22 protein-coding genes and 1 other annotated feature are annotated in these 25,376 nt (G+C 38.3%); of the genes, 5 read left to right on the forward strand and 17 right to left on the reverse strand.

Annotated features, from left to right (window positions below):
• Nucleotide 1: 1 nt before the first annotated feature.
• The 13 genes from EHLA_RS12940 to EHLA_RS12990 all read right to left on the reverse strand — a co-directional run bounded on the left by EHLA_RS12940 (nucleotide 2) and on the right by EHLA_RS12990 (nucleotide 9,972).
• The gene (locus tag EHLA_RS12940; protein ID WP_096241081.1) at nucleotides 2-637 is read right to left on the reverse strand and encodes a sigma-70 family RNA polymerase sigma factor; all 636 of its coding nucleotides are present in this window, start codon (nucleotides 635-637) and stop codon (nucleotides 2-4) included.
• A gap of 169 nt (nucleotides 638-806) precedes the next feature.
• Complete coding sequence (locus EHLA_RS16470) at nucleotides 807-956, reverse strand: hypothetical protein (protein WP_004612798.1); 150 nt, start codon at nucleotides 954-956, stop codon at nucleotides 807-809.
• Between the two features lie 126 nt (nucleotides 957-1,082).
• Complete coding sequence (locus tag EHLA_RS12945) at nucleotides 1,083-1,439, reverse strand: helix-turn-helix domain-containing protein (protein WP_096241082.1); 357 nt, start codon at nucleotides 1,437-1,439, stop codon at nucleotides 1,083-1,085.
• Between the two features lie 109 nt (nucleotides 1,440-1,548).
• Entirely contained in the window at nucleotides 1,549-1,887 is a 339-nt protein-coding gene (locus EHLA_RS12950; RefSeq protein WP_096241083.1) for a DUF6050 family protein, read from the reverse strand.
• A gap of 6 nt (nucleotides 1,888-1,893) precedes the next feature.
• Nucleotides 1,894-3,069, reverse strand: a complete 1,176-nt coding sequence (locus tag EHLA_RS12955) for a DUF6017 domain-containing protein (RefSeq protein WP_096241084.1) — start codon at nucleotides 3,067-3,069, stop codon at nucleotides 1,894-1,896.
• The gene (locus EHLA_RS12960; protein ID WP_096241085.1) at nucleotides 3,050-3,955 is read right to left on the reverse strand and encodes a ParB/RepB/Spo0J family partition protein; all 906 of its coding nucleotides are present in this window, start codon (nucleotides 3,953-3,955) and stop codon (nucleotides 3,050-3,052) included. Before EHLA_RS12960 ends, EHLA_RS12955 begins: the two co-directional genes overlap by 20 nt.
• Nucleotides 3,948-4,724, reverse strand: a complete 777-nt coding sequence (locus EHLA_RS12965; protein ID WP_096241086.1) for a ParA family protein — start codon at nucleotides 4,722-4,724, stop codon at nucleotides 3,948-3,950. The genes EHLA_RS12960 and EHLA_RS12965 overlap by 8 nt, the downstream gene beginning before the upstream one ends.
• 15 nt (nucleotides 4,725-4,739) lie before the next feature.
• Nucleotides 4,740-4,904, reverse strand: a complete 165-nt coding sequence (locus EHLA_RS16475; protein ID WP_173700017.1) for a hypothetical protein — start codon at nucleotides 4,902-4,904, stop codon at nucleotides 4,740-4,742.
• Nucleotides 4,891-5,358 carry a DUF6075 family protein gene (locus tag EHLA_RS12970; RefSeq protein WP_096241087.1) on the reverse strand — a complete coding sequence of 156 codons (468 nt, stop codon included), beginning with the start codon at nucleotides 5,356-5,358 and terminating at the stop codon, nucleotides 4,891-4,893. The genes EHLA_RS16475 and EHLA_RS12970 overlap by 14 nt, the downstream gene beginning before the upstream one ends.
• A 285-nt stretch (nucleotides 5,359-5,643) precedes the next feature.
• Nucleotides 5,644-6,792, reverse strand: a complete 1,149-nt coding sequence (gene rlmD / locus EHLA_RS12975) for a 23S rRNA (uracil(1939)-C(5))-methyltransferase RlmD (protein WP_096241088.1) — start codon at nucleotides 6,790-6,792, stop codon at nucleotides 5,644-5,646.
• A 93-nt stretch (nucleotides 6,793-6,885) separates the two neighbouring features.
• A complete protein-coding gene (rplL, locus tag EHLA_RS12980; protein ID WP_096241089.1) occupies nucleotides 6,886-7,251 on the reverse strand; it encodes a 50S ribosomal protein L7/L12 in 366 nt (121 codons plus the stop codon).
• 38 nt (nucleotides 7,252-7,289) lie between these two features.
• On the reverse strand, nucleotides 7,290-7,808 hold the full coding sequence (gene rplJ / locus EHLA_RS12985; RefSeq protein ID WP_096241090.1) for a 50S ribosomal protein L10: 519 nt from the start codon (nucleotides 7,806-7,808) through the stop codon (nucleotides 7,290-7,292).
• A 53-nt stretch (nucleotides 7,809-7,861) separates the two neighbouring features.
• Nucleotides 7,862-8,005: a sequence feature (ribosomal protein L10 leader region), on the reverse strand.
• Nucleotides 8,006-8,199: 194 nt separating this feature from the next.
• On the reverse strand, nucleotides 8,200-9,972 hold the full coding sequence (locus EHLA_RS12990) for a trypsin-like peptidase domain-containing protein (protein WP_096241091.1): 1,773 nt from the start codon (nucleotides 9,970-9,972) through the stop codon (nucleotides 8,200-8,202).
• Between the two features lie 238 nt (nucleotides 9,973-10,210).
• On the opposite strand from EHLA_RS12990, the gene EHLA_RS12995 reads away from it, so the two are divergent.
• Complete coding sequence (locus EHLA_RS12995) at nucleotides 10,211-11,626, forward strand: undecaprenyl-phosphate glucose phosphotransferase (protein ID WP_096241092.1); 1,416 nt, start codon at nucleotides 10,211-10,213, stop codon at nucleotides 11,624-11,626.
• Between the two features lie 69 nt (nucleotides 11,627-11,695).
• The gene (locus tag EHLA_RS13000; RefSeq protein WP_096241093.1) at nucleotides 11,696-12,979 is read left to right on the forward strand and encodes an LCP family protein; all 1,284 of its coding nucleotides are present in this window, start codon (nucleotides 11,696-11,698) and stop codon (nucleotides 12,977-12,979) included.
• Between the two features lie 460 nt (nucleotides 12,980-13,439).
• Here EHLA_RS13000 and EHLA_RS13005 read toward each other — a convergent pair whose 3' ends face one another.
• The gene (locus EHLA_RS13005; RefSeq protein WP_096241094.1) at nucleotides 13,440-17,348 is read right to left on the reverse strand and encodes a hypothetical protein; all 3,909 of its coding nucleotides are present in this window, start codon (nucleotides 17,346-17,348) and stop codon (nucleotides 13,440-13,442) included.
• 259 nt (nucleotides 17,349-17,607) lie between these two features.
• Between EHLA_RS13005 and EHLA_RS13010 the strand changes: the two genes are divergently transcribed.
• Nucleotides 17,608-18,465: a PHP domain-containing protein gene (locus tag EHLA_RS13010; protein WP_157908600.1), complete on the forward strand. Its 858-nt coding sequence runs from the start codon at nucleotides 17,608-17,610 to the stop codon at nucleotides 18,463-18,465.
• Between the two features lie 498 nt (nucleotides 18,466-18,963).
• Complete coding sequence (locus tag EHLA_RS13015; RefSeq protein WP_096241096.1) at nucleotides 18,964-20,523, forward strand: AAA family ATPase; 1,560 nt, start codon at nucleotides 18,964-18,966, stop codon at nucleotides 20,521-20,523.
• 432 nt (nucleotides 20,524-20,955) lie between these two features.
• Here the strand turns inward: EHLA_RS13015 and mnmA are convergent, their stop codons facing one another.
• Nucleotides 20,956-22,029: a tRNA 2-thiouridine(34) synthase MnmA gene (gene mnmA / locus EHLA_RS13020; protein WP_096241097.1), complete on the reverse strand. Its 1,074-nt coding sequence runs from the start codon at nucleotides 22,027-22,029 to the stop codon at nucleotides 20,956-20,958.
• Nucleotides 22,030-22,434: 405 nt separating this feature from the next.
• Between mnmA and EHLA_RS13025 the strand changes: the two genes are divergently transcribed.
• The gene (locus tag EHLA_RS13025; RefSeq protein WP_096241098.1) at nucleotides 22,435-23,097 is read left to right on the forward strand and encodes a YoaK family protein; all 663 of its coding nucleotides are present in this window, start codon (nucleotides 22,435-22,437) and stop codon (nucleotides 23,095-23,097) included.
• Nucleotides 23,098-23,184: 87 nt separating this feature from the next.
• On the opposite strand, the gene EHLA_RS13030 is transcribed toward EHLA_RS13025, so the two are convergent.
• A complete protein-coding gene (locus EHLA_RS13030; RefSeq protein ID WP_096241099.1) occupies nucleotides 23,185-24,312 on the reverse strand; it encodes an AI-2E family transporter in 1,128 nt (375 codons plus the stop codon).
• 100 nt (nucleotides 24,313-24,412) lie between these two features.
• Nucleotides 24,413-25,336, reverse strand: a complete 924-nt coding sequence (trxB, locus tag EHLA_RS13035; RefSeq protein WP_096241100.1) for a thioredoxin-disulfide reductase — start codon at nucleotides 25,334-25,336, stop codon at nucleotides 24,413-24,415.
• Nucleotides 25,337-25,376 lie beyond the last annotated feature (40 nt).

Raw genomic sequence — 25,376 nt, forward strand, 5'->3', positions numbered from 1 at the left:
TTTATTCTCCCTTCTGAAGCACTCCGATCAGTCTGCCTGCATTTCTTCTCATTTTCTGCTTTGCCTGTGAAATACATTTTGATACTGCCGGTTCTGTAATTCCAAACACCCGTGACACTTCTCTTTGTGTACGCTGCTGAAAATAAATTTGATGGATTACCTGTCTCTGCCGGTCAGTCAGCAGATCCATGAATTCTCCAATAGCTTCTTCTATGATCAGTTTTTCAAGTACATTCTGCCTTTTATCCACCAATTCACACCAGCCTTCTGAAATATGGCTGTATGAAATGCAATTATTATGTTCTCGTACCTCCCTGTTCCTGCACAGCCGATCTTCACCTTCTAATATCAACCGCACATACCAGGGCTGATTATCAAAAAAATCTTCCTTAACAACTGTTATTTTTCTTCCTGCTTCATATACATAATCTCGACAGGTAAATAAAGGAAAAACCGTTCCATAATCACCCACGCAATAGAAAACATATCCTGTCTGATACGCAATAATTTCCGCACCATCTATCAGTCTCTGCTTTACAACTGCCACATCGTTTTCTCTTAAATACCTGGCGGACGGAACCTTTCTTCTTTCTTCCCTGTTACCTACAACCTGTTTCAATTCCTGCAATGTCAGCATGATTACCACCCTTCTGCCTGCTGGCAACAGGTGCCCATCAGCAGAAAGGATAGGATTATTGCTGATCTACTGGCAAAAGGGCAGTAAAAAACAGCTTCCGGCACACCCGTTTTTTTTAACGAGAGCCTGAAACTTCCTTACTGCCCTTTCTGCTAATTTACAGCATCCTCTATTTTATTTTCCGTCTGATGTCCCGGTCAGACTTCTTTGCATTTCTTTCCGTTTTTATGTTCTTTTCATTTTCCATTAAAACAGAATAGTCTCCCATTGCATCATAGGGACACTGCTTCCGATAGATTAAATTTTCTTGTCTGGTCATCAATCCTATCTCCCTTCCTTGTTTCTGTCTCTTTCTCTCTGTTTGCTATTTTAACAGCACAAAAAACTATTATCCTTAGCATATATGGGGAGTTTTTTTGTTTTACACCCCATATATGGTGAAATTTCACCTGTACTCATTAAAACTTTCTATCAGTGAATCTATTGTCTGCATGATAATTTTCTGCTCTTTCCATTCCATCTTCTGAATACGATAAAATACTTCCTCAAACTGCTTTCTTTTTTCTGCATCGTCCCCCTCTTTTCCCATCAGGATATTGGCATCTGTTTCCAGGATCTCAATCATCTTCCTGAAAATCTCAACAGACATTGCCGTTTGCCCTCCTTCTATCCTGCTGACCGTATTGACACTGATACCTGCTTTTTCCGCAAAAGATTCCTGTGACAACTTCATTTCCTGCCTGCGTTTTCTGATCCGTTCTCCCAATTCAATAAGTTCTGTGGAAATTGCACGATTGCTCAATACGGTGTCTCCTTTCCTGCAATTTATCCCAGCTTTACGACATTGTGTCGCAAAGTTTCCAGAAAAAAAGCAGCTAATTTTGTCTTAGCTGCTTTTCAAAAGATCTATTTCATTTTATTCTCGGTATTTTATGTATTCCTGTAATAACTGTGAGCAGGAAAACACTAAGATAAATGATTGCCTGTCCAACCATTGCCAGAAGAACGACACTTCCTATCAATCCTCCGATCAGAAAATTCATTGTCCATACTGCCAGTGTTCCTCCAAGGTCAAACCCTCTTGGAACCATCCAGACACACATTTTTCCAATTCCGAATGGTATCCCCATCAGTAGCAACAGCAATAAATAATTGCACTTCCCATCCTGGATACAAAGCGGTCTCAACACTGCAAACAATACAACAATCACCAGTGCTGGAACAATAACTTTTTTTATCATATTTCTCATGTTCCTTTATCCTCCATACATATCGTGATTAACCTCTGCCTGATAATAGCTGTTTATCGTTGCCGGGGCATTATACAGGGCAGTCAAAAGATATGCTTTAATGTTTCCAACCTTGGTCGTATTTCGATTCAGACAAAACAGCACATATTCGATATGTGAATAATTCAGCTTCATAAACCTGCTTTTCACCAAAGCAACTGGCTTTTCTGTCCCTGCAATCCGAATCATACTGTCCTCCGGCATCATCATAACTTCAATCATCAGTTCTACCAGTTCATCCACATCTTCTCTGGCATGATATTGATAATCTATATTTTCATGAATCACTTCCCGATATGTCCGCATCTCCTCCATCACATCCCTTTTCTTTTTCAGATTACCTGATATGATTGGATAGGATTGATTTATCTCAGTTTCACTAATATCAGTCTTGTTAATATCAGTATTATTAGATTGTGATTTCGGATATTCTGGTTTTGTGATTTCCACTATTCTTGAATGATGATTTTCACCATTTTGGAATTGTGATTCTGAAAATTCTTGATTTGTGGTTTTCATCATTCCTGAATTGTGATTTTCACCATTCTGTAATTGTGATTCCACACAATCCTGAATTGTGGATTTCACTACTCCTGAATGATGATTTTCACAATTCAGAAAAGTACCTGTTTTTTCCCTATTCTCAGCTTCTGATTGCAGATTTGCACATTCTTCATGGTTTCCCTGCTCAGATTGCAGATCTGCACATTTTCTATGATTTTTCTGCTCTGATTGCAAATCTGCACAGCTATCCATCGGCTTTTGGTCTGGCACTTCTCTGAGCATAAAATTTTTCACATAAATAACATTAGGCTTTCCCAGTCCCAGACGTTTCTTTTCAATCAGTCCAATCCCATTATTACTGTCCAGCTCTTTTACCAGCTTCACTGCCTTTTGGGTTCCACAGTTCATCAGCTCTGCAATTTCTTCCACCGTGAAAATAATATATACTCTGTCCTCTGAATCCAGCCAGCGGTTTTTAATACTCAGGCTCATACGGTCCAGCATCAGGCCGTATAATACCTTTGCTTCACAAGAAAGAGCTTTAAAGCATGATTCTGTAAACAGCACTTTCGGGACACGATAAAAGCTGTATTGTTCCGCTTCCATTCCCGTAAAATAATCAAACTGTATCTTCTGCATCTGCTACTCCTTCTCTGTTTTCTTTCCACTTATCCAAAAGCATAAAAATAACTTCTTCTATCTGTTCTTTAGAATATGTCTCTGGAAAATAATTGCCGATTTTTTTTGCCGGAATTGTTACATTGATTTTACTGTTTTCTTTTTTCAATAAAACGGCATAGATATAACCCTGAGTTAATTTTCCATTTGCACTGCATTCCTTTAATTGTTCTGCCTGTTGTTTTGTCGGAAAGATATTACTGTTGACAATTCCTTCCAGAAGCCATTCCTGTTCCTGTGGTTTCAGATAAGACAATTTTTCACCCACAATCATAGGGATTTTATTATCGTCCACATATTCCAATAATCCATCTGATAATGAAGCCAGACGAATATATCTCTGCACGGTTCTTCCACTGTCCCCGGCTGTTTCACCAACCATATCTGCCGTATATTTTTCACCTTTACTTCCTTGGTGTTTCATAGCGTCATATTTCATCTTATAGGCATGAGCCTTTTCACTTGGCAGAATATTTTCACGCTGAATGTTGGAATCGACCATAATTATGACAGCTTCATCATCTGTATAGTTTCGGACAAGGACCGGCATAGTTGTTTTGCCACACAGTTCACAGCCTCTTTTTCTCCTGTGACCTGAAATCAGTTCATATCCACCTTCTGATCGGGGTCTTACCAGAGCAGGATTTAAAACACCGTAGTTTTTAATACTCTCTACTGTCTCATCCATTTTTTCATCATCGCTCACACGAAATGGATGATTTTTAAAAGGATAGAGCTTTTCCAGTTCTATTTCCACAATCTGGTTCATACTCTTTTCCGGTGATTCTTCTAATCCCAGTAACTCATCATAAGAGGTAAGCTGAATCTCTTTTTTCGGTCTACGCATGTTTCAACACCTCCTGAACCAGTTCTCTGTAACTGTCTGCCCCTTTGCTTTTTCCATCATAAGCAAATATACTTACACCTTCAGATGCTGTTTCTGCAAGACTTTCCGTTCTCGGAATCGTCTGCTCAAAAATCTTAATGTCATTTCCATATGTAGTTTTAATTGCCTGTTTGTTTCTCTTTGCATTATTGTAACGGCAATTATCCATTGTGAACAAAATACCTTCTATCTGCAATTCCGGATTAAACCTCTGATGGATTCCTTTTACCACTTTCAGTAATTCCATAAGTCCATCTGCCGCATAATATTGTGGCTGTACCGGAATCAATACACTGTCCGCTGCACTCAACGCATTGATTGTCAGCATTCCCAATGATGGCATACAGTCAATCAGAATATAATCATATTCATCTTTCAACAGTTCCAGATACTCTTTCAGTACTTTTTCCCTATCCTCAACTGTAAATAAGGACATATCCATTCCGGCAAGCAATTTATTGGACGGAATCAGATCCATCCCTTCTTCATGGTGCAAGACTGCTTCCTTTGGATCAAACTCCAGTCCCATGATGATATTTTCCATCATACTCTTTAAAGTCACTTTGAGATTTTTGGGAAATCCCATTCCCATTGTCAGATGTCCCTGCGGATCTGCATCTACCAGCACTACTTTTTTCCCATTCTTTGTCAGTCCGGCTCCCAGATTGATGGTTGTCGTTGTTTTGGCTACTCCGCCCTTCTGATTTGCAATAGCAATTACTTTACACATATACCTTCCTCCGATTTACTGTTTTTCTTCTACTTCTACATAAACACGAAAATATTTACTTGTTCCTTTATTTGCATAAGCATCAGATACTTCCAGGACATCCAATTCCTTATGATTTTCCAAAATACGGCAAAACCATTGAATGTCCCTCAAAGTACCCTGTAATCTAATTTTCAGCATACATATCCTCCCAGTCTTTGTAAAAACAATACTCTGGATAACGGATTTTAATGGCTTCCCAAAAATACCGGGCATATCCGCAGCAAAACAGATCTTCTACGGTATAATACTGACACTCTTTTAACTGATCTTCCTCTGCCTCATAATCTCCGACACTTGGTGTTCCATTACAGTAAAGGTTAAATGCCATACGGACAATCCGTAAACTTCCACTAGTCTGCCATCCTTCCAGCAGGCATTCCGTTTTTACACATCCAGTTTTAAAATTATAGATTTTATTCACATTATTTCTTGTGTCTCTGTCGATACCCAGGCAATAAACCAAAGCCCGATGGTAGACATCCTGATATCTGCATTTTTTCAGATATTCCTCATAAAATTTTTCGTGTTCCCTGCTCTTGAAAGTAATTGTGCGAGAATTGCTATTCTCTGCTCTTAACGCTGTGTTTGTCATTTTCATTTTCCTCCTGAATTTTTAATATTTAGGTATAAAAAGACACTCCATTTCTGGAATGCCCCATAAAAAATAGGGACACCCGCTTTTAACAAGTATCCCTATAATCTATCAAATATCTGATAGTCCACTATTCACTTTCATATTCAGGATTTTTTGTGTTCCCCGTACCGAGGTCTAAGGCAACCACAACGGTGACTCTCTGCACAAGCAACTTTTCCTTGTGATTTTCACCGATTTTGTTGAAACTGAAAAACTCTACAAAGTGCGTAAATTCAAGGATTTCTAGATATCTTTCCTTTGTAGTCCCACCACAGTCTCCACATGGCCGGTTGAAGGAAACATATCTACAGGCTGAATCTGTCTGACACTATATCCATTCCCTGTAAGATGTTTTAAATCACGAGCAAGTGTTTCCGGGTTGCAGGAAATATAAACAATCTTCTTTGGCTTCAAGTGAAGAAGGGAGTCTAAGAATTTTTTATCACTTCCGGCACGCGGAGGATCCATAAATACCACATCTGCTTTTTCTTTATGTGAAGCCATTTTTACCATGAAATCTCCGGCATCCTCTTTATAAAAACGAATATTTTTTACTTTATTCTGCTTCGCGTTAAAGATGGCATCTCGGACAGCATCTCCATTTAATTCTACAGAAATGACTTCTCCGGCATTATCACTTGCCACCATTCCAATCGTACCAATTCCACTGTAAGCATCAATCACTCTTTCTTTTCCGGTAAGTCCTGCAAATTCAATCGCTTTATTGTAAAGGACTTCTGTCTGTACTGGATTCACCTGATAAAATGACTTAGATGAGATACGGAAAGTCTTTCCACAAAGCACATCCTCGATATATCCTTTTCCGTAAAGAATCTGCTGTTTATCACCAAGAACCATACTCGTATTTCTATTATTTACATTTGCCACGATTGTCGTAATTTCCGGATGTTCTTTTCTAAGCGCTTTGACAAAATTATTCTTTGATGGGAATACCGGAGATGCGGTAACTAAAACAACCATAATCTGTCCAGTATGATAGCCGGTTCGAACTAAAATATGACGTAAAAAGCCATATCCGGTATCCTCATTGTAAGGACGCATTTTAAATGACTTCATGAGAGAAGTGACTGTATTCATAATCGCATCTGCCTTCTGATTCTCGATCAGGCAGGAATCTACACGAATAACACGGTGGCTTCGATTCTCATAAATTCCTGTAAAGCAGTTTCCATGACGGTCTCCTGCTACAACACCATGCACTTTATTTCTGTAATGCCATGGATCTTTCATTCCGATGATCGGCTTTACTTTTCCAAAACTGCTTAAAAGTTTATTCGTCTCTTTCTGCTTCTTTTTTAATTGTTCTTCATAAGGCAGATCAATATACTGACAACCGCCACATTTCTTTTCATAAGGGCATTTTTTACTCATTACAGACCTCCAAAACTGCATAAACGAAAAAAGCTCGGAGAGCTTACACCCTCCGAGCGTTCATTCAAGAAATTAAATATTGGAAAAATACAATTATTTAACTGTAACTTTAGCTCCAACTTCTTCTAACTGTTTCTTGATGTCCTCAGCTTCTTCTTTAGAAACTGCTTCTTTAAGTGTCTTAGGAGCACCATCAACTACAGCTTTAGCTTCTTTTAATCCTAATCCTGTGATTTCACGAACAACTTTGATAACTTTAACTTTCTGTCCGCCAACTTCTGTTAACTCAACGTCGAATTCAGTCTTTTCTTCTGCTGCTTCTCCAGCACCTGCTCCTGCTGCAACTACAACACCTGCTGCTGCGGATACACCAAATTCTTCTTCACAAGCTTTTACTAAATCATTTAATTCTAATACGGATAAACCTTTAATAACTTCGATAATTTCCTGAGTTGTCATCTTATTTCCCTCCATAAATCTTTATATTATAATATTAATTATTCAGTTGCTGCTTCGGATTCTGCAGCTCCACCATCTTTCTGCTCTGCGATCTGTTTGATTACGCGGGCAAAGTTTGCAACTGGGGACTGAATGCTTCCCATAAATTTGGCGATAAGTTCGTCTCTTGATGGGATAGTTGCGATTGTTGCAATACCTGCTGCATCGTAGTAAGTACCTTCTACAACACCGCTCTTTAACTCACAGCATTTTGCTTTCTTAATAAAGTTAGCAACGATTCTTGCTGGAGCTGTTGCATCTTCTTTGGAAATTGCAAATGCGTTTGTTCCTTCCAAATCTTTTACAACGCCTTCGAATTCTGTACCTTCTACAGCACGTTTTACCATAGTGTTCTTATAAACTTTATAAACAACACCTGCTTCACGACACTGTTTACGAAGTTCTGTTACATCAGCTACGGAAATTCCACGGTAATCTACAACTACCATAGATTTCGCTCCGTCAAGCTGAGCCTTAATCTCGTCAACAATAGGCTGTTTTAATTCTACTTTAGCCATCTTCCTGGTGCACCTCCTTAAATATTTGTGTGTACCGCCGTCAAATCATCTTTCGATGAAATAAAAAAACTCTCTGTCCAAAGACAAAGAGCAGAAATATTCTAAGAATAAAAATATCTGAATATAACTTCCTCGGCAGGTGTTCTCACTTTATGCCCTACGGCACCTGCTGTCTTCGGCGTTCATACTTTGGTATGATAGCATGAGTAAAATGAGATGTCAAGTGTTTTTTTGAAAAAAGAGACGAAAGTTAAAATCTGCAATATTATAAAATGCTTCGTATTACTGCGTCCAAACTGCTCAACTGCAGTTTGAACTTGCTCTAAGGCGCATTTTTATAATATCGCAGATTTTAACTTTTTGACTTTGAATACAGAAAAACACTTTTTATTTAATAATTATTTCCAAAGAAATAGTCATATGGATTCATATAGCCGTCACTGCTGTTTCCACCGTTGCCATTGTCATATCCATAACCACCATTACCAGAATTGCCATTGCTGTTTCCTGAATTTCCGTTACTGTTTCCATTATTGGAATTTCCGTTAGAGTTTCCATTGTTAGAGCTATCATCAGACTCGCTGCTGTCACTGGAACTGTCGGTTGTTACATTTTTGAAGTCACTCTTTTTACCAAGTGTTACTGTTACTGTTTTTTCTTCGTAAGTTCCGCTCTGATTTGCTCTCTTAAATGTAATCTTAACCTTTGTATTTGCTTTCTTGATTGCAAGCTTTTCTTTTAAGCCAGACATAGTAGATACGTTGTTACCTTCAAACTTCACAATAACATCTCCTGCTGAGATTCCTGCCTTTTCTGCCGGAGAGCCGCTTACTACCTGGGATACGTAAATTCCGCTTGGAATTCCAAGGGCACTTGAATAAGATTCGTTAATATCACGTCCTACTACTCCAAGGAATGCCGCATCCTTTGTGCTTACGCTGCCGGCATTCATTAAGTCTGTTAAAATTGTCTTGGCTGTTGTGATCGGGATGGCATATCCCATACCCTCTACTGATGTATCTTCTAATTTAGCGTTGTTGATACCAACTACCTGACCATCCATGTTGATAAGTACACCACCGCTGTTACCAGGATTGATTGCTGCATCTGTCTGTAAAAGATTCATTGTACCATCTGTTAAAGATACTTCACGATTCTTTGCACTGACTACACCTGTTGTAACAGACTGGCCATATCCTAATGCATTACCGATTGCTACAACTTCCTCTCCTACTTTTAAATCATCAGAACTTCCAAGTGTTGCAACTTTAATCTTTGATGCTGTAGAGTCTTTGATATCCTTTATCTTTACAGAAATAACTGCAAGGTCTGCACTGGAATCTGTTCCTACAACTGTAGCTTTTGCTGTTGTATCATCTACAAATCCTACAGTAAGGGATGTTGCATCGGATACTACATGATTATTTGTCGCGATCATAAGGGAATCTTTCGTCTTTGCAATAATAAATCCAGAACCGGCTCCTTCTGATTCCTGTGTTCCAAATCCATAGTAGTTTGAAGACTGAATCGTACTTGTAATAGATACAACAGATGGCATTACTTCATTAACTACACTTGCAACATTCTGGCTGTTTGAACTGCTTCCGGAAGAAGTCTCTTTCTTAGAACTTGTTGTTCCTGATGTTGTCTCAATCTTATCTGCAGTGGAAGGATAAAACTTATCCTTTACTACGGAAACACCAACAAAGCAAGTTCCTGCTACAAGACCAAAAATTGCTGCGGAAGCAATCAGCTTTGCAATCTTTTTACCTATTCCACTTCCATTTTTATTATTATCGTCATTCTTTCTTTTTCTTCGTCTCTTATCCGGTTCCGGTGGAATGTTACTATAATAATTACTGTCGTTATTGTAAGTATTTCTGTAATCGTCATTATAACTGTCACTATAAGAATTACCATAATGACTGTCATTGCCATAATCATATCGACCGGAATTCCCGCCAGTTCCCTGTTCTTTATAAGAATATCTATGACTTTCTGCCTGCTCATGTACTGCCGTTTCTTCTGTCGGTGTTACATCTACAGTAAGCCCTCCGTCACTATATTCTTCATTACTATTTACTTCATTACTATTTACTTCATTTATCGGATTGTTCTCTACATTCTCATTATGGAATCCGTTATTATTTTCAAATTCGTTCATAATGTTTTCTCCTTTCTCTAAGTTTGTAACCTTATATTAGCAACGATGTGTGATGAATTTGTGTTGTATTTATGGAAAAATTATGGATTTATACCCTTTTTGTATGTTTTCACACCTTTTTCGTAAATCGGCGAAAAGAATTGACCTTGTAGAATGACTTATTCTATTGTATAATAAGTTAGAAAATTATCCCAGTAATATATATACATAACTTTACTGGTGATGGAGGTACACTTTTATGATTAAAGAGAATCAAAAATATCTTAACCGGTTTCACATCGTCTTAGATGCACTGGTTATTTATTGTTCATTCTGTCTTAGTTACTATATTCGATATATATGTCCTCTTTTCAAGGGTCTTTTTCCTCGTTTTGGTTACTGGAGACAGCTATGGCAATACCAGGGTATACTTCTTGTTCTGATTCCTGTATACCTTATTTTATATGCAAAGTTTAACTTATATAAACCAAAAAGATTTCAGAATCAGACTGCCGAGTACGCCAATCTTGTTAAGGCGAACTCGATTGGAATGGTTTTCTTCTTTATATATATTATATTTATGAAGATTCCACACGTCTCAAGAAGTCTTCAACTGATGTTCTATGTGCTTTCCATGCTTCTTACGATTGCAGAACGTGCAGCGATCCGTTATGTATTAGAAAGGACCCGCCGGAAAGGATATAACCTTAAACACGTTGTTGTTATTGGATTCAGTGCTGCTGCAGAAGCTTATATTGATCGTATTAAGTCCAATCCGCAGTGGGGATATACGATTCATGGTATTTTCGATGATAATCTCCGATCGGATTTTTCTTATCGAAATACCTTCTGTATTGGTAAATTAAAAGATGTTGAAAAGTTTTTGCAGAATACTTCCATGGATGAAGTGGCTATTGCATTAAGCCTGAAGGAATATTATAAGCTTGGGGAAATGGTTGCTGTCTGTGAGAAGTCCGGTGTGCATACAAAGTTTGTCCCGGATTATTATAAATTTATTTCTACCAACCCAGTAACAGAAGATTTGAATGGACTTCCGGTTATTAATATCCGTAATGTTCCTCTTACAAATACAGTGAATAAGTGTATCAAACGTCTGATGGATATTGTCGGATCTCTCGTATGCATCATTCTCTTTTCACCGATTATGGCTGTTGTTGCCGTCCTTGTAAAGAAGAGTTCTCCTGGTCCGATTATTTTTTGCCAGGAAAGAGTCGGTCTTCATAACAAACCTTTTAAAATGTACAAGTTCCGTTCTATGGGTGTACAGTCTGCTTCAAAAGAACAAAAGGCCTGGACTGTTCATAACGACCCTCGTGTCACACCGGTAGGAAAGATCATCCGTAAGACCAGCCTTGATGAACTTCCTCAGCTTTTTAATGTATTAAAGGGAGATATGAGTCTGATCGGACCTCGCCCTGAGCGTCCTCTTTTCGTTGAAAAGTTCAAAGAAGAGATTCCACGCTATATGATAAAGCATCAGGTTCGTCCCGGCATGACCGGTTGGGCACAGGTTTGTGGTTTTCGTGGAGATACTTCTATTGAAGGACGTATTGAACATGATATTTTCTATATTGAAAACTGGACACTTTCTTTTGATATCAAGATTTTATTCCTTACTGTATTTAAAGGATTTGTCAATAAAAATGCTTACTAGTGTACTATGTCCTTGACAAATATTTATGATACAACCGTACACTAAGCCTAGAAAGGACGCATATTTATTATGAAAAATGATTCATTTTACGACACAGATAATTATAAGAACAAGTACTCAACTAAACAATCTTCTTCTGGCAATCCCAGTTCATCCACCACAAACTCACCTGCGAAGAAGCGGCAGACTTCCAATAAAAGTTCTGTAAGTTATCGTACCTCTAAAGCAAGGAATGCTTCTTATAAGCCGGTTTCCGCTACTTCCTCTGGAAAGAAAACCAAGCGTATGAATGAGCATGAACCGAATCATCCACCGAAAAAAGTATCGAAAAAGAAACATGGCTGCCTGTTGCCCCTGCTTCTTTTTATTGTATTGATTGGAATTATTGCCTTTTTCGCTTTTCGTTTTTCGGTAAAAGGGGCTTTTTCTAAAATTAAAAAATACCCTTTGGATAAATCAAATGTAACTGTCAACGATACAGATGCTAACATTAAAGATTATCAAAACATTGCTCTTTTTGGTGTAGACAGTCAGGATAACAAAATTACAGACACCGGTTCCCGAACAGACTGTATCATCATCGCCAGCATCCATAAATCAAATCATAAAGTAAAGCTGATGTCTATTTACCGCGATACTTATGTAAGCATCGATGGAGAATATGATAAAATCAATGCTGCCTATTCCTACGGTGGTCCGGAATTAGCCCTCCGCACTATCAATCGAAATCTCGACCTGAATATCACCGATTTTGCCACCGTAAACTTTAAAGCATTAGCTGACGCAGTAGATGTACTCGGTGGAATCCCTCTTACGATCACTTCCGAGAAAGAATTGAAAAACTTAAATGATTATATTGGAAATATGAATCATATTAACGGAGGGAATTCTCCTAAATTCGACAAAGTCGGAACCTACACCTTTGATGGAAACCAGGCTGTTGCCTACTCCCGTATCCGTTACATGGAAGGCGGAGATCACGCAAGAGCAAACCATCAGCGTCTTGTTCTTGAAGGTATTATGAACGCCGCTAAGAAGCAGCCATTCAAACTTGGAAAGTTAATTAGTACCGTCCTCCCACAGTGTAAAACAAGCCTGTCTGATAATGACCTTACAAAGTTAACATTTTCCATGGCCCGCTCCTCGATCACAGACTCACAGGCTTATCCATTTAAATCAGAGGATGAGCGATACGGCGGTATTTATTATGGTTTTCCTATCACTGCCAAGTCTAATGCAATCAAGGCACACGAATACCTCTTTGATACAAAGAATTATGAACCAACTGATGAGTTGCAGAAAATTAGTGCAAAAATAAAAATAGTAACTGACGACATAGGATTAACGGATTAATGCTTTAAGTTGTAAGAACAGACGAAAAAACGAAATCCAGGGTATAGCAAATGTAAAGATATCGCAGCGTAGAAAATGCCTGTTCGGCATTTTTACTTGCTCTGACATTACATTTGCTATACCCTGGATTTCGTTTTTTCTGTTTGTTGGCTTACTTTATATTTAAAGCATTTGTTTTTGGCTGTGATTGGGGTATCGCACCTAGAAATTGTCTGTCCTGCTTTTTACTTGCTCTGACATTACATTTGTTATACCCTGAATTTCGTTTTTTCTGTTTGTTGGCTCCTTTATATTTAAAGCATTTGTTTTTGGCTGTGATTGGGGTATCTTCTCCTAGAAATTGTCTGTCCTGCTTTTTACTTGCTCTGACATTACATTTGCTATACCCTGGTTTTCGTTTTTTCTGTTTGTTGGCTCCTTATAGATTAAAATATTTAAAGCATTTGTCTTGGGGTGTTTTTTATTCTTCGTAGTAGTTAAATTTCGGAGTTGCCTGTATCTGGCAGGATGCTTTCATTGTTCTTCTGTTTTTGTGAAGGAGAACATTTATGAGGAGCATTTCTCCGTTTTCTACCATTTCTTCAATGTCTTCTTCTGTAAGTTCCTCGTAATCTTCTGTGATCATGTCTGCATATTTTAATTCGAGATATACATCACACATATTTCCGAGCGATTCATGGAATGCTATTTCGTCAGGGTCTAGTTCGCTTTCGCTTTCAGCCTGTGCATATCCGTAGGACATAAGAATCGGAATTCCTAATTCTTTTGCAAGTTTACGGATACCATCCATGAGAGGTTTCATATCTTCGGAGTCTTCAACTGAAAGTATATTTTCGATGTTATCAATAAAGACAACTGGTTTATGTGCTCCTTCTGTTACAATAGAGCGGATTAATTCTTCTAAAATATCGCTTGCTGAAGCGTCTTCCATATTCTCGACATATTCCGATACGGCTTCCTGATCAAGTACGAAAAGATGCTCGCTGATTCTGCCTCTGTACCAGTTTAATTCGTCTTTTAAGGAACGAATATCTGCACCTTTTTCTCCGGTCATGATTGCCATAGAAGATACAGCTTTTTCTTCATCTTTTTTATTCATTTCATAGCTTAAACGTGAAACGGTATCTACCATCAGGTCATATCTGGAAAGCTCTGTAGAAATATAAAGTACATCAACACCGCTCTCCGCTGCTCTGTCTGCGATCTGCTGCATGAATCCATTCTTTAAATACTGTGGCATAGAATCTACAAAATAGCTTCCTTTATGCAGTCCGTAACGAAGCATCGCATCTAAACGCTTAAAGCCTGTGCTTAACTTACGGTTTTCCTGGGTATCTACGATATATTCTTCAAACTTATCCATGAAACTTGCAGAGTTTTTGAGAACAAATGGATTACGTACACTTACCTGAAATTCTTTTTCTTCTACTGTTTTTCCAGTAGGGATTACCGCAGTAAACTCTCTTTCTTCTTTTTCCGGTGCTGCTTTTTCTTTACGTTTGACCACGTTTTTATGCTTTCTGGAATGTAAGCTGCGCTCACTGCGAGAATCTTTTTTCACTCGTGCAGATTTCTTTTCTTCTTTTTCCGGTCTTGTCTTCTCTACCTGAATCGTATGTTCTGATTCAGAAATATATTCTGCTGTCTCGCTCTCTTTATCTGCGTCTTTCTGTGCTGTCTTATCCTCTTCTTTTTCGTCTTCGTCATCTGAAAGAACGCTTCTTTCGGATTCTTTTACTTCTTTAACATTCTCTGTTGTTTCAGAATCTTCTTGATCTGCTGAGTCTGTATTCACCTCTTCTGTATCCACTTCTTCTGCTGAAATATTTTCTGCTGAGTCTTCAGAATCTTCTGCATTTTCCATACTTTCTGTATCATTCAGTTTTTCTGCTTCTTCGGAATCCGTATTATCTTGTACACCAGTTTCTTCTGCATTTTCAACATTTTCTACAGTAGGCTCTTTGGAATCTTCTGTATTTTCTTCTGTGTTTTTCTCTTCAAGTTCTTCCTCTACAAAATCTTCATCCATAGCGATCTCAAGTTCTCTTTCAAGATCATCTTCATCAAGATCTTCTAAGTCTCCTAACGTATCTTCTTCCTTATCTAATGCAGAAACGGTTGCTTTCTTCTTTTTACCATTCTCCTGTTCTTCTAACCATGCATCAAGTACTGTCTCTGAGCCTGCTAATTCAAGTAAAAGCATTCTCTTCGCTCTCTCATACACATCTCCTTCCAGTCCAAGGGAAGCAAGATTATCGAGTGCTTCATCAATTTCAGCTTGTGTATGTTCCCCAAGAACTAGTTCACCTGGATCAACATATTCATATTCATCGGATTCTTCCGGCCCCTCTTCAACTAAAGCAGTTTCTTCTGGCTGTTCTGTCTCTGAAACAATCTCTTCAGATTCTATTGGTTCTACTGGATTGCCTTGCGTTCCGGCTTCTGCTTCCTGCTTAGATTCTTCCTTTTCTTCCTTTTGTTCTGTCTCCGCTTCCGCTTTCTGCTCCGCTTCTGCTTCCAGCTTCACCTCTAATTCTTCATCCGGTTTCTGCTCGGATTCGGATACTTCCTCTAAAGCTTCTGGCTGTGGTTCTGGCTGTGTTGCAACGGTATCAACTGTATCTTCTGTATCATCATCTAAATCAAGCTCATCAAAGCTTAAATCATCCTCACTAAGTTCCTCCTCTTTTTCCTGAGCTGCCAGTGCTTTTTTCAATGCCTCAATCTCCTGCGCCTCTTTTGCAATATCGACAGCCGACTTAGTCTCTCTTACTTCCTGCGGCTCTGGTCTTGCTGCCTGCTGTGCGGCTCTTGCAAGTTCTACAGCAGATACTGCCCCTGTTTCTGGTGTCTCCTGCGGTACTGCAGCTACTTCCGGTTCTTCTGGTAAAACATTACTTTCTTCTACACTTGGTGTCTCAGAAGTATTTCTTGAAATGACTTCCCCAATCAGAGATTCCATATCTTCCTGACTTACTGTCCCACCACTTTGACTCATCATTCGTTTCAGGTTTTCAAAAATCGTCTCATTAATTACACCAAGATCTGCATTCGCATCCTCAGATAAAATCATATCTGCATTCTCCTGCACAACTTCCTGACTGATCATGCGAAGCATATCATCTGAAAATGCTGGTATCTGCTCTGTTCCCTGTGCCCCGGCATCACTTGCTGCCTCTCCTGTTCCATCTTGCTGCAACTCAGCCTGTGAATTCTGTGCCTGCGCTGGTAAAACACCAACTTGTTCCTTAATCTCATCCGGCACATCTGTGATATCTTCCGGTGCAACTCCTGCTTCTAACTGCTTTTCTTTATAAAGCTCTCTTTCGATTTCTAACTTTTCTTCCGGAGATAAATCTTCATAGTCTTCAAACGAAACCAATTCATCACTATTTTTTTCCATATAATTCAGAATCTCCTGCTGATGAAGCGCAAATTCCATCGGATCCTTTCCACGCTTTCTTGCCTCTTCCATAAGAAGTTCCGCTCTCTTTTCCGCTTCAAGCTTCATTTGATCTTCTTCCCTTGCTTTGGCAATTGCCTCTGCTGCTAGCTGGGAAGCTGACTTCGTTTCCGGCATCTGCATCTCTTTCGGTTCATATTCTTCCTTCTGGTGCGCTTCTTCATCCTTATCGACAGCTGCCTGCGCCAGCTCCCATGCAGAAACCGGTCTTCTTCTCTGTTCTTCTAATGCTCTCTCTTCTGCCTGATTCGCTTCATCCTCTGCAAGCATCTCTGTTGCTGTCTTCTCTCTTCCGTAGCGGATCTGAGAACGATCAAACGGATACTCTACTTTTGGATCATTCAATCCCATCATCTGCATAAAGTTATTATAAATTAAATCATTCAGATTCGCTGCTTCCTGCGGATTCACATCATCCTGTCCAAACATATCATAGGCATTCCCATTCCCATAATCTTCATTATTAAATGTCTGCTGTTCTACTTCCGGCTGTAAAGCAGAAATCGCCTCTGCCGACACCTGTTGCTGTACTGGCTCTGGTTCTGGCTGTGAAACTGCCTCTGGTACCTGTACTGGCTGCACCGGCTGTGACTTCTGTGCTTCTTCTCTTCTTCTTCCACCATTTTTCAAACGTTCTTCTATCATATTCACTGCGGAAGCTGCTCTCTCGGAATCATCCATCTCCTCAAATGTCTTTGGAGGAAAAATATCTGGAGCCATTGATTCCGCCATCTTCTGAATCGTATCTGATAATTCCTGCTGCTCCGCCGGTTCTTCCGGTCGTCCGGTGATATTCATAGCCATATCTATAATATCATTAATATCAAACGGTTTCTCTTCACTTCCCTCTGTTGCGCTATGCTGTGCTCTCACCACATCCAGCAATGCCTTCATAATATCTTCCATTATAATTAACCTCCGTTATATCCTCTGTCTTCCTTTTCAGATTCTAAATCATATAAAGCTATTCTAACACCTTTATGCGATTATTACAAACAACTATTGTATTATTACATCTTTTCCGTCAATTTCCTTCAACCCCTATAAAAAGTTGTTCTAAACATTGCTTTTTTTAGCTAAGTCTGCGATACTATAAATAGTTGATTGATTATTAACGCTATAGCATTACGTAATTTGCGATTAAATTAAAGAAAGGAGAACTTCTTTGAAAACTTATATTGACTTACATATCCATTCTACAGCTTCTGACGGAACCTTTTCCCCAACAGAAATTGTTAATAAAGCTTTAAAACTCGCAGAAAAAGACAGCCCTGTTGTCATCGCCCTCACAGACCATGACACTGTTGCCGGAATTGATGAATTCCAAAAAGCTGCCGCCAAACACAAAGACAGACTGACAGCTATTTCCGGTCTTGAAATTTCTACAGATTACCATGGTGTTGAAATTCATGTACTCGGATACAATATCGACATACATAATAAAGAACTTCTTGACCGTCTTGCCGTTTGCCGCGAAAGTCGTGACGGACGTAATGAAAAGATTATCCAAAAGCTTCAGGAGCAGGGCTTTAAAATTTCTATGGATGAAATCAAACCGGATAAACCCGGCGAAACAATCGCCCGCCCACATATCGCAAAACTTCTCATGAAAAAGAAATACGTTTCTTCCGTTCAGGAGGCATTTGATAAATACCTTGCCGAAGGAAGATGCTGCTATGTAGAACGCATCATGCCTACTCCAGAAGAAGCTATTCATCTGATTAAAAACAGTGGCGGCATCCCTGTTCTCGCCCACCTCATGCTCTATAAAAAGCTGGACTCTTCCCAGAAAGAAGCTTTAGTTAGAGAATTAAAAGAAGCCGGTCTCATCGGAATCGAAACATATTACAACACTTACACACCGATAGAACAAGAATACGTTGCAGGACTTGCAAAACAGTGGGGACTCATCGAAACCGGCGGAACTGACTTCCATGGTCAGAACAAACCACACATTTCCCTCTTCACAGGCCAGGGAGAAATGGAAGTTCCACAAAAAGTTTTAGAAAATTTAAAATACTAATTTGCTGGAGTAAAAAGACGAAAACCAGAAATTTGATATAGAAGAAAATGTGAAGATAGTCGCTTCGCAGAAAATGCCTGTTCGGCATTTTTACTCGCTCCGACATCACATTTTCTTCTATATCAAATTTCTGGTTTTCTGTTCTTTGGCTTCAGATGGAAATTAGTATTTAAATCTTGAATGGAAATAAGTGGATTGTCCAGAAGGCTATGGTTTTCATTGGGATGAAAATCTCCCGATGGGAATATCTTCTCACTGAATAATTATGAATAATTGTAGGCGGTCTTCTAAAGAAAAAAGAAATAATACCATATCCCATATGCGGCTTCGGAGCGTGTTTAAGATGCGAACGAGCATTTTAAACACAGCGACTACAGAGCAGATGGGATATGGTATTGTTTCTTTTTTCGTCTATACGAAATCTACAAATTAGTATTTAGATTTACAAAAATGTGATACACTATATGTGAGTAGATTATAAAGAACAGGAGGGACAAAATGGGTACATTTTTTAATCCGGGGAATGGAAGTTTTACACAGGATAAGAATAGTGAAATTTATATTGATAAAACAGAACTTTTAAAATTTTTAAATAAAAAATTAGGAACGAATGGAAAATGTATCGCTGTTAGTCATGCCAGACGTTTTGGTAAGTCCCATGCTGCCGGAATGATTGATGCTTACTATAGTCTGGGTAGCGATTCCTCAAAATTATTTGAAAATACGAAGATTGCATCCAATCCAGATTATGAAAAATATCGAAATAAATATAATGTAATCCATTTGGATATTTCATCAGTTTGGGATTATCATAAAGAAGATTTAATAGAATCGATAGAGGAACGTGTTTGTGAGGATTTTCAAAAAATATATGGGGATTCATTAAACTATAAGAGAGATTTTTATTTACTGATACAGGATATTTATTTGCTGACAGAGATTCCATTTGTTATTATCATTGATGAATGGGATTGTGTTATCCGAAATAGCCACGATCAGGATCTAGTCCATAAATATTTGCAATTTCTACATTCTTTGTTTAAGTCAGAAGAATCGAAAAGCTTTTTAGCGCTTGGATATATCACAGGAATATTACCAATTAAGAAGATAAAAGATGAATCTGCTTTAAACAATTTTCAGGAATATACGATGCTAGATTCCTATCCAATTACAGAATACTATGGCTTTACTGAAAAAGAAGTTAAAGATTTATGTAAAGATTATAGTATGGATTTTGAAACAGTGAAAGCGTGGTATAATGGGTATCTGATTGATGGAGAGCATATGTATAATCCTAATTCTGTATCACAGGCATTAGAACGGCATAAAATAGATTCTTATTGGAGAAATACCTCCGCTTTCGATACAATAAATACCTTTATCACTATGAATTATGCTGGATTAAAAGAAGATATTCTTGCTATGTTATCAGGAGAAAAAGTGGAAGTTGATACCGAATGTTTTAAAAATGATTTAACAGAAATTCATTCCAAAGATGATGCTTTAACTGCTTTGATTCATCTCGGTTATCTTGGTTATGACAAAGATATGTTAAGTGCTTATGTGCCCAATTATGAGGTGGCGAAAGCATTTCAGTCAGCATTAAAAACAGGTGAATGGAAAGATATAGCAGCTACAATTTCCAAATGTGATACATTACTTATGGCAACGATAAAAGGTAATGCCGAAAAAGTGGCTGAACTTATTGAACTTGCGCATGAAACATATACATCCATATTGAAATACAATGATGAGAACGCATTAAGCTGTGTCCTCACAATGGCATACTTTACTGCACCCGCTTACTACAATGTAATTAGAGAGATGCCATCAGGAAAAGGTTTTGCTGATTTTGTCTTTCTTCCAAGAGCAAATGCAGGGAATCGCCCTGCGATGATTGTAGAATTAAAGTATAATCAATCCGCAGACACAGCACTCAAGCAGATTAAAGAAAAACGCTACCAGGGAGCCTTGTCTGGATATCAAGGAAAGATTCTCTTAGTTGGAATAAATTATGACTCAGAAAAACATCATACCTGTGTGATAGAGGAGTTGTAAGGCTAAACAGACGGAAACCAAAAATTTAATATCCATTAAAATGTGAAGATAGTCGTTGCGTAGAAAATGCCTGACCGGCATTTTTACTTACTCCGACATCACATTTTAATGGATATTAAATTTTCGTTTTTCTGCTCTTTGGCTCCAGATGAAATCAGTATTTAAATCTTGGATGGGAAGATGGGGATTGTCCAGAAGTCTATGGTTAGAATTCTATGTCAACCCTTTAGAATTTAATTTCTCGGAAAGTTGTAGTCTTCTGGTTCATTCCATGTTGCCAAACTGTAGATTTAGATTAGACAGAAAAAAGAAATAATACCCTATCCCAGATGCGGCTTCGGAGCGTGTTTAAGATGCGAATGAGCATTTTAAACACAGCGACTATAGAGCAGATGGGATATGGTATTGTTTCTTTTTTCGTCTACACGAAATCTACAAATTAGTATTTTTTATTGTTCCTCCTCCCACTACGTGCTTGTCTCTATATAAAACTACTGCCTGTCCTTTTGTAATCGCACGCTGTGGTTCTAAAAAGTGAATTGCTACTGTTCCATCTGGATTTTTCTTTGCTGTTGCTTCTTTTTCAGCTTGATGATATCGAATTCTTGCTTTTACTACTTCATCTTCCGCTAATTCTTCTATCCAGTTGAAGTCATCGGCAATGAGATCGGTTTTAAATAAATCTTCATTACTTCCCAGAATGACTTTATTCTCTTCTGGGCAGATTTCTGTTACATAATATGGTTTCGGTGCAGAAATTCCAAGTCCTTTTCTCTGTCCGATCGTATAACCATAATATCCTTTATGCTGGCCAACTATTTCACCTTCCTGATTTACAAAATCACCTGGTTCACTTTTCTTTCCTGTTGTTTTTTCAATGAATGCCATGTAATCTCCATCCGGAATAAAACAAATATCCTGGCTATCATGTTTATGTGCATTGAAAAATCCCTGTTCTTCTGCGATTTTTCGGATTTCTGCTTTGGTATAATCTCCTAATGGAAAACAGGTATGTGCAAGCTGTTCTTCTGTAAGGGAATAAAGGACATAACTCTGATCCTTTGTCTCATCTACACCTTTTAACAGGTGATATCCCTGCTCATCCTGAACGACTTTCGCATAATGTCCTGTTACGATCACGTCACAATGTAAAGCTTTTGCCCTTTTATAAAGATGTTCAAACTTTAAATGACGGTTACATTCAATGCATGGATTTGGTGTCATTCCTTTCTGATAACAGGAAATAAAATTGTCGATGACCTTTTCTTTAAAGTCGTCTTTAAAATTAAATACATAATATGGAATTCCCAGTTTGACACATACACTTCTGGCATCTTCAATGTCGCTTAAAGAACAGCAGGTCTTTTCTCTTTCCATTCCAATATCTTCATTATCATAAAGCTTCATCGTTACACCGATGCAATCATATCCCGCTTCCTTCATAAGATAAGCTGCCACTGATGAATCAACTCCGCCACTCATAGCAATTAATGCTTTTTTTGCCATACGGCACCTCCTCTATATTTCAATTATTATTTATCAAAAACTCTTTGTTTAATGAATGTCTCATATAGACGTTATTATGATAACATTCTCTTATTTGAAAGTAAAGATATTCTAATTGACAAATCCTTTCATTACATCTATAATCATTACGACATATTTTGAATTATTTTTTCTTAATTCATGCATTTTTAGAGAGTTGTCCACATTTTTTTGTTCAATATACGGGGGTTATCCACCGAATTTTTGAAGATTTTGTGGGTAAAACTTGTACGTTTCAAAATTACGGGAGTAGCGTTAGCTACGGAGTGATTCATGACATCAAGTTAGGGGTAAAATACCTTTTGCCCCTAACATCAGTATATAGTATATTATATATAGTATATTAATAGAAAGAAGGTTTTTTCTTTGAATAAAAAAGTGCAGATTTCAGAATCAATTGAGCTTGGTATCCTGCTTGCCTTATCGGGTGGTTTCATGGATGCCTATTCTTATATAGGAAGAGGAGAGGTTTTTGCTAATGCACAAACAGGAAATATGCTTCTTCTTGGTGTACATCTTTCGGAAGGAGATATTCCTGCTGCTATTCGATACCTTTGTCCGGTTCTCGCTTTTACTTTCGGAATTGCGCTCTCTGATATTGTTCGAAACTTAGGAAAAGGAGGGCATCTACACTGGAGGCAGATTTCTGTTGTTACAGAAGCTATCATTCTTGCCATCGTAAGCTTTTTTCCACAAAGCCATAATCTTCTGGCAAACAGTTTAACTTCTCTTGCCTGTGGCATACAGGTGGAAACTTTCCGAAAAATTCATGGCAATGGTATTGCTACAACCATGTGTATCGGAAATCTTCGAAGCGGCACACAAAATATTTACACCTTCTTCCAGACAAAGAAACGGGATGCTCTTGAAAAGGGACTTCTCTACTACGGAATTATTCTCTGCTTTATCTGCGGAGCAATCATTGGAAATCAATGTATTAAATATTTACATGAACGGGCAATCCTTGTATCTTCCGCTCTACTCTTACTTTCCTTCATCATGATGTTTATAACAAGGGATGAGGCATAAAAACAGAAAACCAGAAATTAGAAAACCAGAAATTTTCTTTTATAGTAAATTTCTGGTTTTCTAATTTCTGGTTTTCTGTTTTATATTCTATAAATCAATCTTTTTTCTTTGTAATCTACGATTTGCATCGTCTTTAACTAGAACATATAATACTGCTGTGACTGGTATCGCAAATATCATTCCAATTACTCCAAAAAGATTGCCTCCGATCAAAGCTGCGCTTAAGGTCCAGAGTGGAGCAAGCCCAACGGAACCGCCGACTACTCTTGGGTAAATGAACTGATTTTCTATAAACTGTACAACCTGATAAACAACGATACTTAAAAGACCTTTCCATGGGTCTACCATGACGATGAGCAATGCCCCGATAAAACAGGCTGCAAATGCTCCGATATATGGTATGAAGGAAAGGATTGCCGTAAGTACCGCAATCAGATTGGCGTACGGAAGGCGGAAAATTGTAAATGCAGCAAACATTAGCAGACCAAGAATAACTGCTTCAATACACTGTCCAGAGAAAAATTTAGAGTATGTTTCATTCACAAGATTGGATATGTAACATATTTTATCGGCATGCTTTTTGGATAAATGTGCATAAAGCATTTTTTTGCATTGTCTTGAGAGAGAATTCTTACTCAATAATACATAGATTGCTATAATAAATCCCATTAACGCATTGACTGCTACACCAAAAAAAGAGGTTGTGGCATCCACTACTTTTCCTAGTGCATTTCCTACGTTTCCTACATTTCCTGTAATCTGTGCCATAAGTTTATTAAAATCCCAAGAGGCAATTTCTTTTGAAATCCATGCAGTATCCATTCCGTTACTCCGAAGCCATGACAGCCATTTTGGTGTATTTTCCATAAAAACAATATAAATACTTTTTACGGAAGTTACAAGTCCTGGTACAAACATCGTGTATACAATTCCAATCAAAAGAACGATGCAGGCCATTGTCGCAAATAAGCTTACTCCTGTTACCGGCATTTTTTCTAACTTCGGATATTTCTTTTTTATTTTTGTAAAAAGCTGCTCAAACATTTTCATAGGAACATTTAGAACAAATGCAAGAATCAGACCTACTATAATAGGAAGGATCAATGCAATCCCTCTCTGTATGGTCTTGATCACTGTTGGAAAATGCATCAGCAAGGCAAATAATACAACGCCAAATGTAATTAACAAAAGGCTTCTTTTTGTTTCTTTTTCCATTAAAAGTACAATCTCTCCATTTCTTTTTATGCTTTCTCGAAATCTTTTTGTTCTTAATCTTACTTGATTTTAAAGAAAATTCAAGAATATCCTGTCATTCTTACATCTGATGCGCCAGATATTCTTCTATATAATGCGATGCCGTTGCTCCATCTGCTACGGCAGTTACTACCTGACGAAGTGCTTTTGTCCGGACATCACCAATGGCAAATACTCCTGGTATATTCGTGCGTGTTGACTCGTCTGCAATAATATATCCGGCTTCATCCATAGCAAGAATTCCTTCAAACAATTCAGAGGACGGTTTTCTTCCAATACTGATAAATGCACCATCGACAGAAATTTCTGTATCTTCTCCTGTCTTTACATTATGCAGCTTTGCACCGGTAAGCTTCTTATCGTATAAAAATTCGCTGACTGTTGTGTTCCAGTAAAATTCGATATTCGGTGTTTCCTCTAACTGCTTATGATAAACCTTTGTTGCACGAAGAGAATCTCTTCGATGAACAAGAATCACTTTTTCGCAGATTCTTGATAAGGTCATGGCATCCGCTGCTGCTGTATTTCCACCACCAATAACCATAACCGTTTTGTTTCGGTAAAACATTCCATCACAGGTAGCACAGTAGCCAACGCCACGTCCAACCAATTCTTTCTCTCCCGGCACTCCAAGTTCTCTTGGAACGGCACCTGTCGCGATAATAATCGTTTTCGCCTTAAATGTTCCTTCACTGCTCTCTATCTTCTTTATCTCACCGGAAAAATCCACACTCAGTACTTCTGCAAGCTCTGTCTCAGCGCCAAAACGCTCTGCCCCTTGCTGCATCTTTTCCGCCAGACTGAATCCATCAATCCCTTCCTCAAAGCCCGGATAATTATCAATCTGGGAAGTAAGTGCCATCTGCCCTCCGGCAGACAGCTTTTCAAGAACCATCGTAGAAAGTCCTGCTCTTGCACAATAAAGCGCCGCTGTATATCCGCCAGGACCTCCACCGATAATTACTACATCATATATTTTATCCATCGTATTTCCTTTCCTTTTTATATTGTATTTCTGTGTTTCT

Source organism: Anaerobutyricum hallii (genome assembly GCF_900209925.1).
Lineage (GTDB): Bacteria > Bacillota > Clostridia > Lachnospirales > Lachnospiraceae > Anaerobutyricum > Anaerobutyricum soehngenii.

What these genes read in the sequence shown, in the direction of transcription:
- EHLA_RS12940 (WP_096241081.1), bottom strand. Translation starts at nt 637, where the DNA reads ATGCTGACATTGCAGGAATTGAAACAGGTTGTAGGTAACAGGGAAGAA.
- EHLA_RS16470 (WP_004612798.1), bottom strand. Translation starts at nt 956, where the DNA reads ATGACCAGACAAGAAAATTTAATCTATCGGAAGCAGTGTCCCTATGAT.
- EHLA_RS12950 (WP_096241083.1), bottom strand. Translation starts at nt 1,887, where the DNA reads ATGAGAAATATGATAAAAAAAGTTATTGTTCCAGCACTGGTGATTGTT.
- EHLA_RS12955 (WP_096241084.1), bottom strand. Translation starts at nt 3,069, where the DNA reads ATGCAGAAGATACAGTTTGATTATTTTACGGGAATGGAAGCGGAACAA.
- EHLA_RS12960 (WP_096241085.1), bottom strand. Translation starts at nt 3,955, where the DNA reads ATGCGTAGACCGAAAAAAGAGATTCAGCTTACCTCTTATGATGAGTTA.
- EHLA_RS12965 (WP_096241086.1), bottom strand. Translation starts at nt 4,724, where the DNA reads ATGTGTAAAGTAATTGCTATTGCAAATCAGAAGGGCGGAGTAGCCAAA.
- EHLA_RS16475 (WP_173700017.1), bottom strand. Translation starts at nt 4,904, where the DNA reads ATGCTGAAAATTAGATTACAGGGTACTTTGAGGGACATTCAATGGTTT.
- EHLA_RS12970 (WP_096241087.1), bottom strand. Translation starts at nt 5,358, where the DNA reads ATGACAAACACAGCGTTAAGAGCAGAGAATAGCAATTCTCGCACAATT.
- rlmD (WP_096241088.1), bottom strand. Translation starts at nt 6,792, where the DNA reads ATGAGTAAAAAATGCCCTTATGAAAAGAAATGTGGCGGTTGTCAGTAT.
- rplL (WP_096241089.1), bottom strand. Translation starts at nt 7,251, where the DNA reads ATGACAACTCAGGAAATTATCGAAGTTATTAAAGGTTTATCCGTATTA.
- rplJ (WP_096241090.1), bottom strand. Translation starts at nt 7,808, where the DNA reads ATGGCTAAAGTAGAATTAAAACAGCCTATTGTTGACGAGATTAAGGCT.
- EHLA_RS12990 (WP_096241091.1), bottom strand. Translation starts at nt 9,972, where the DNA reads ATGAACGAATTTGAAAATAATAACGGATTCCATAATGAGAATGTAGAG.
- EHLA_RS12995 (WP_096241092.1), top strand. Translation starts at nt 10,211, where the DNA reads ATGATTAAAGAGAATCAAAAATATCTTAACCGGTTTCACATCGTCTTA.
- EHLA_RS13000 (WP_096241093.1), top strand. Translation starts at nt 11,696, where the DNA reads ATGAAAAATGATTCATTTTACGACACAGATAATTATAAGAACAAGTAC.
- EHLA_RS13005 (WP_096241094.1), bottom strand. Translation starts at nt 17,348, where the DNA reads ATGGAAGATATTATGAAGGCATTGCTGGATGTGGTGAGAGCACAGCAT.
- EHLA_RS13015 (WP_096241096.1), top strand. Translation starts at nt 18,964, where the DNA reads ATGGGTACATTTTTTAATCCGGGGAATGGAAGTTTTACACAGGATAAG.
- mnmA (WP_096241097.1), bottom strand. Translation starts at nt 22,029, where the DNA reads ATGGCAAAAAAAGCATTAATTGCTATGAGTGGCGGAGTTGATTCATCA.
- EHLA_RS13030 (WP_096241099.1), bottom strand. Translation starts at nt 24,312, where the DNA reads ATGGAAAAAGAAACAAAAAGAAGCCTTTTGTTAATTACATTTGGCGTT.
- trxB (WP_096241100.1), bottom strand. Translation starts at nt 25,336, where the DNA reads ATGGATAAAATATATGATGTAGTAATTATCGGTGGAGGTCCTGGCGGA.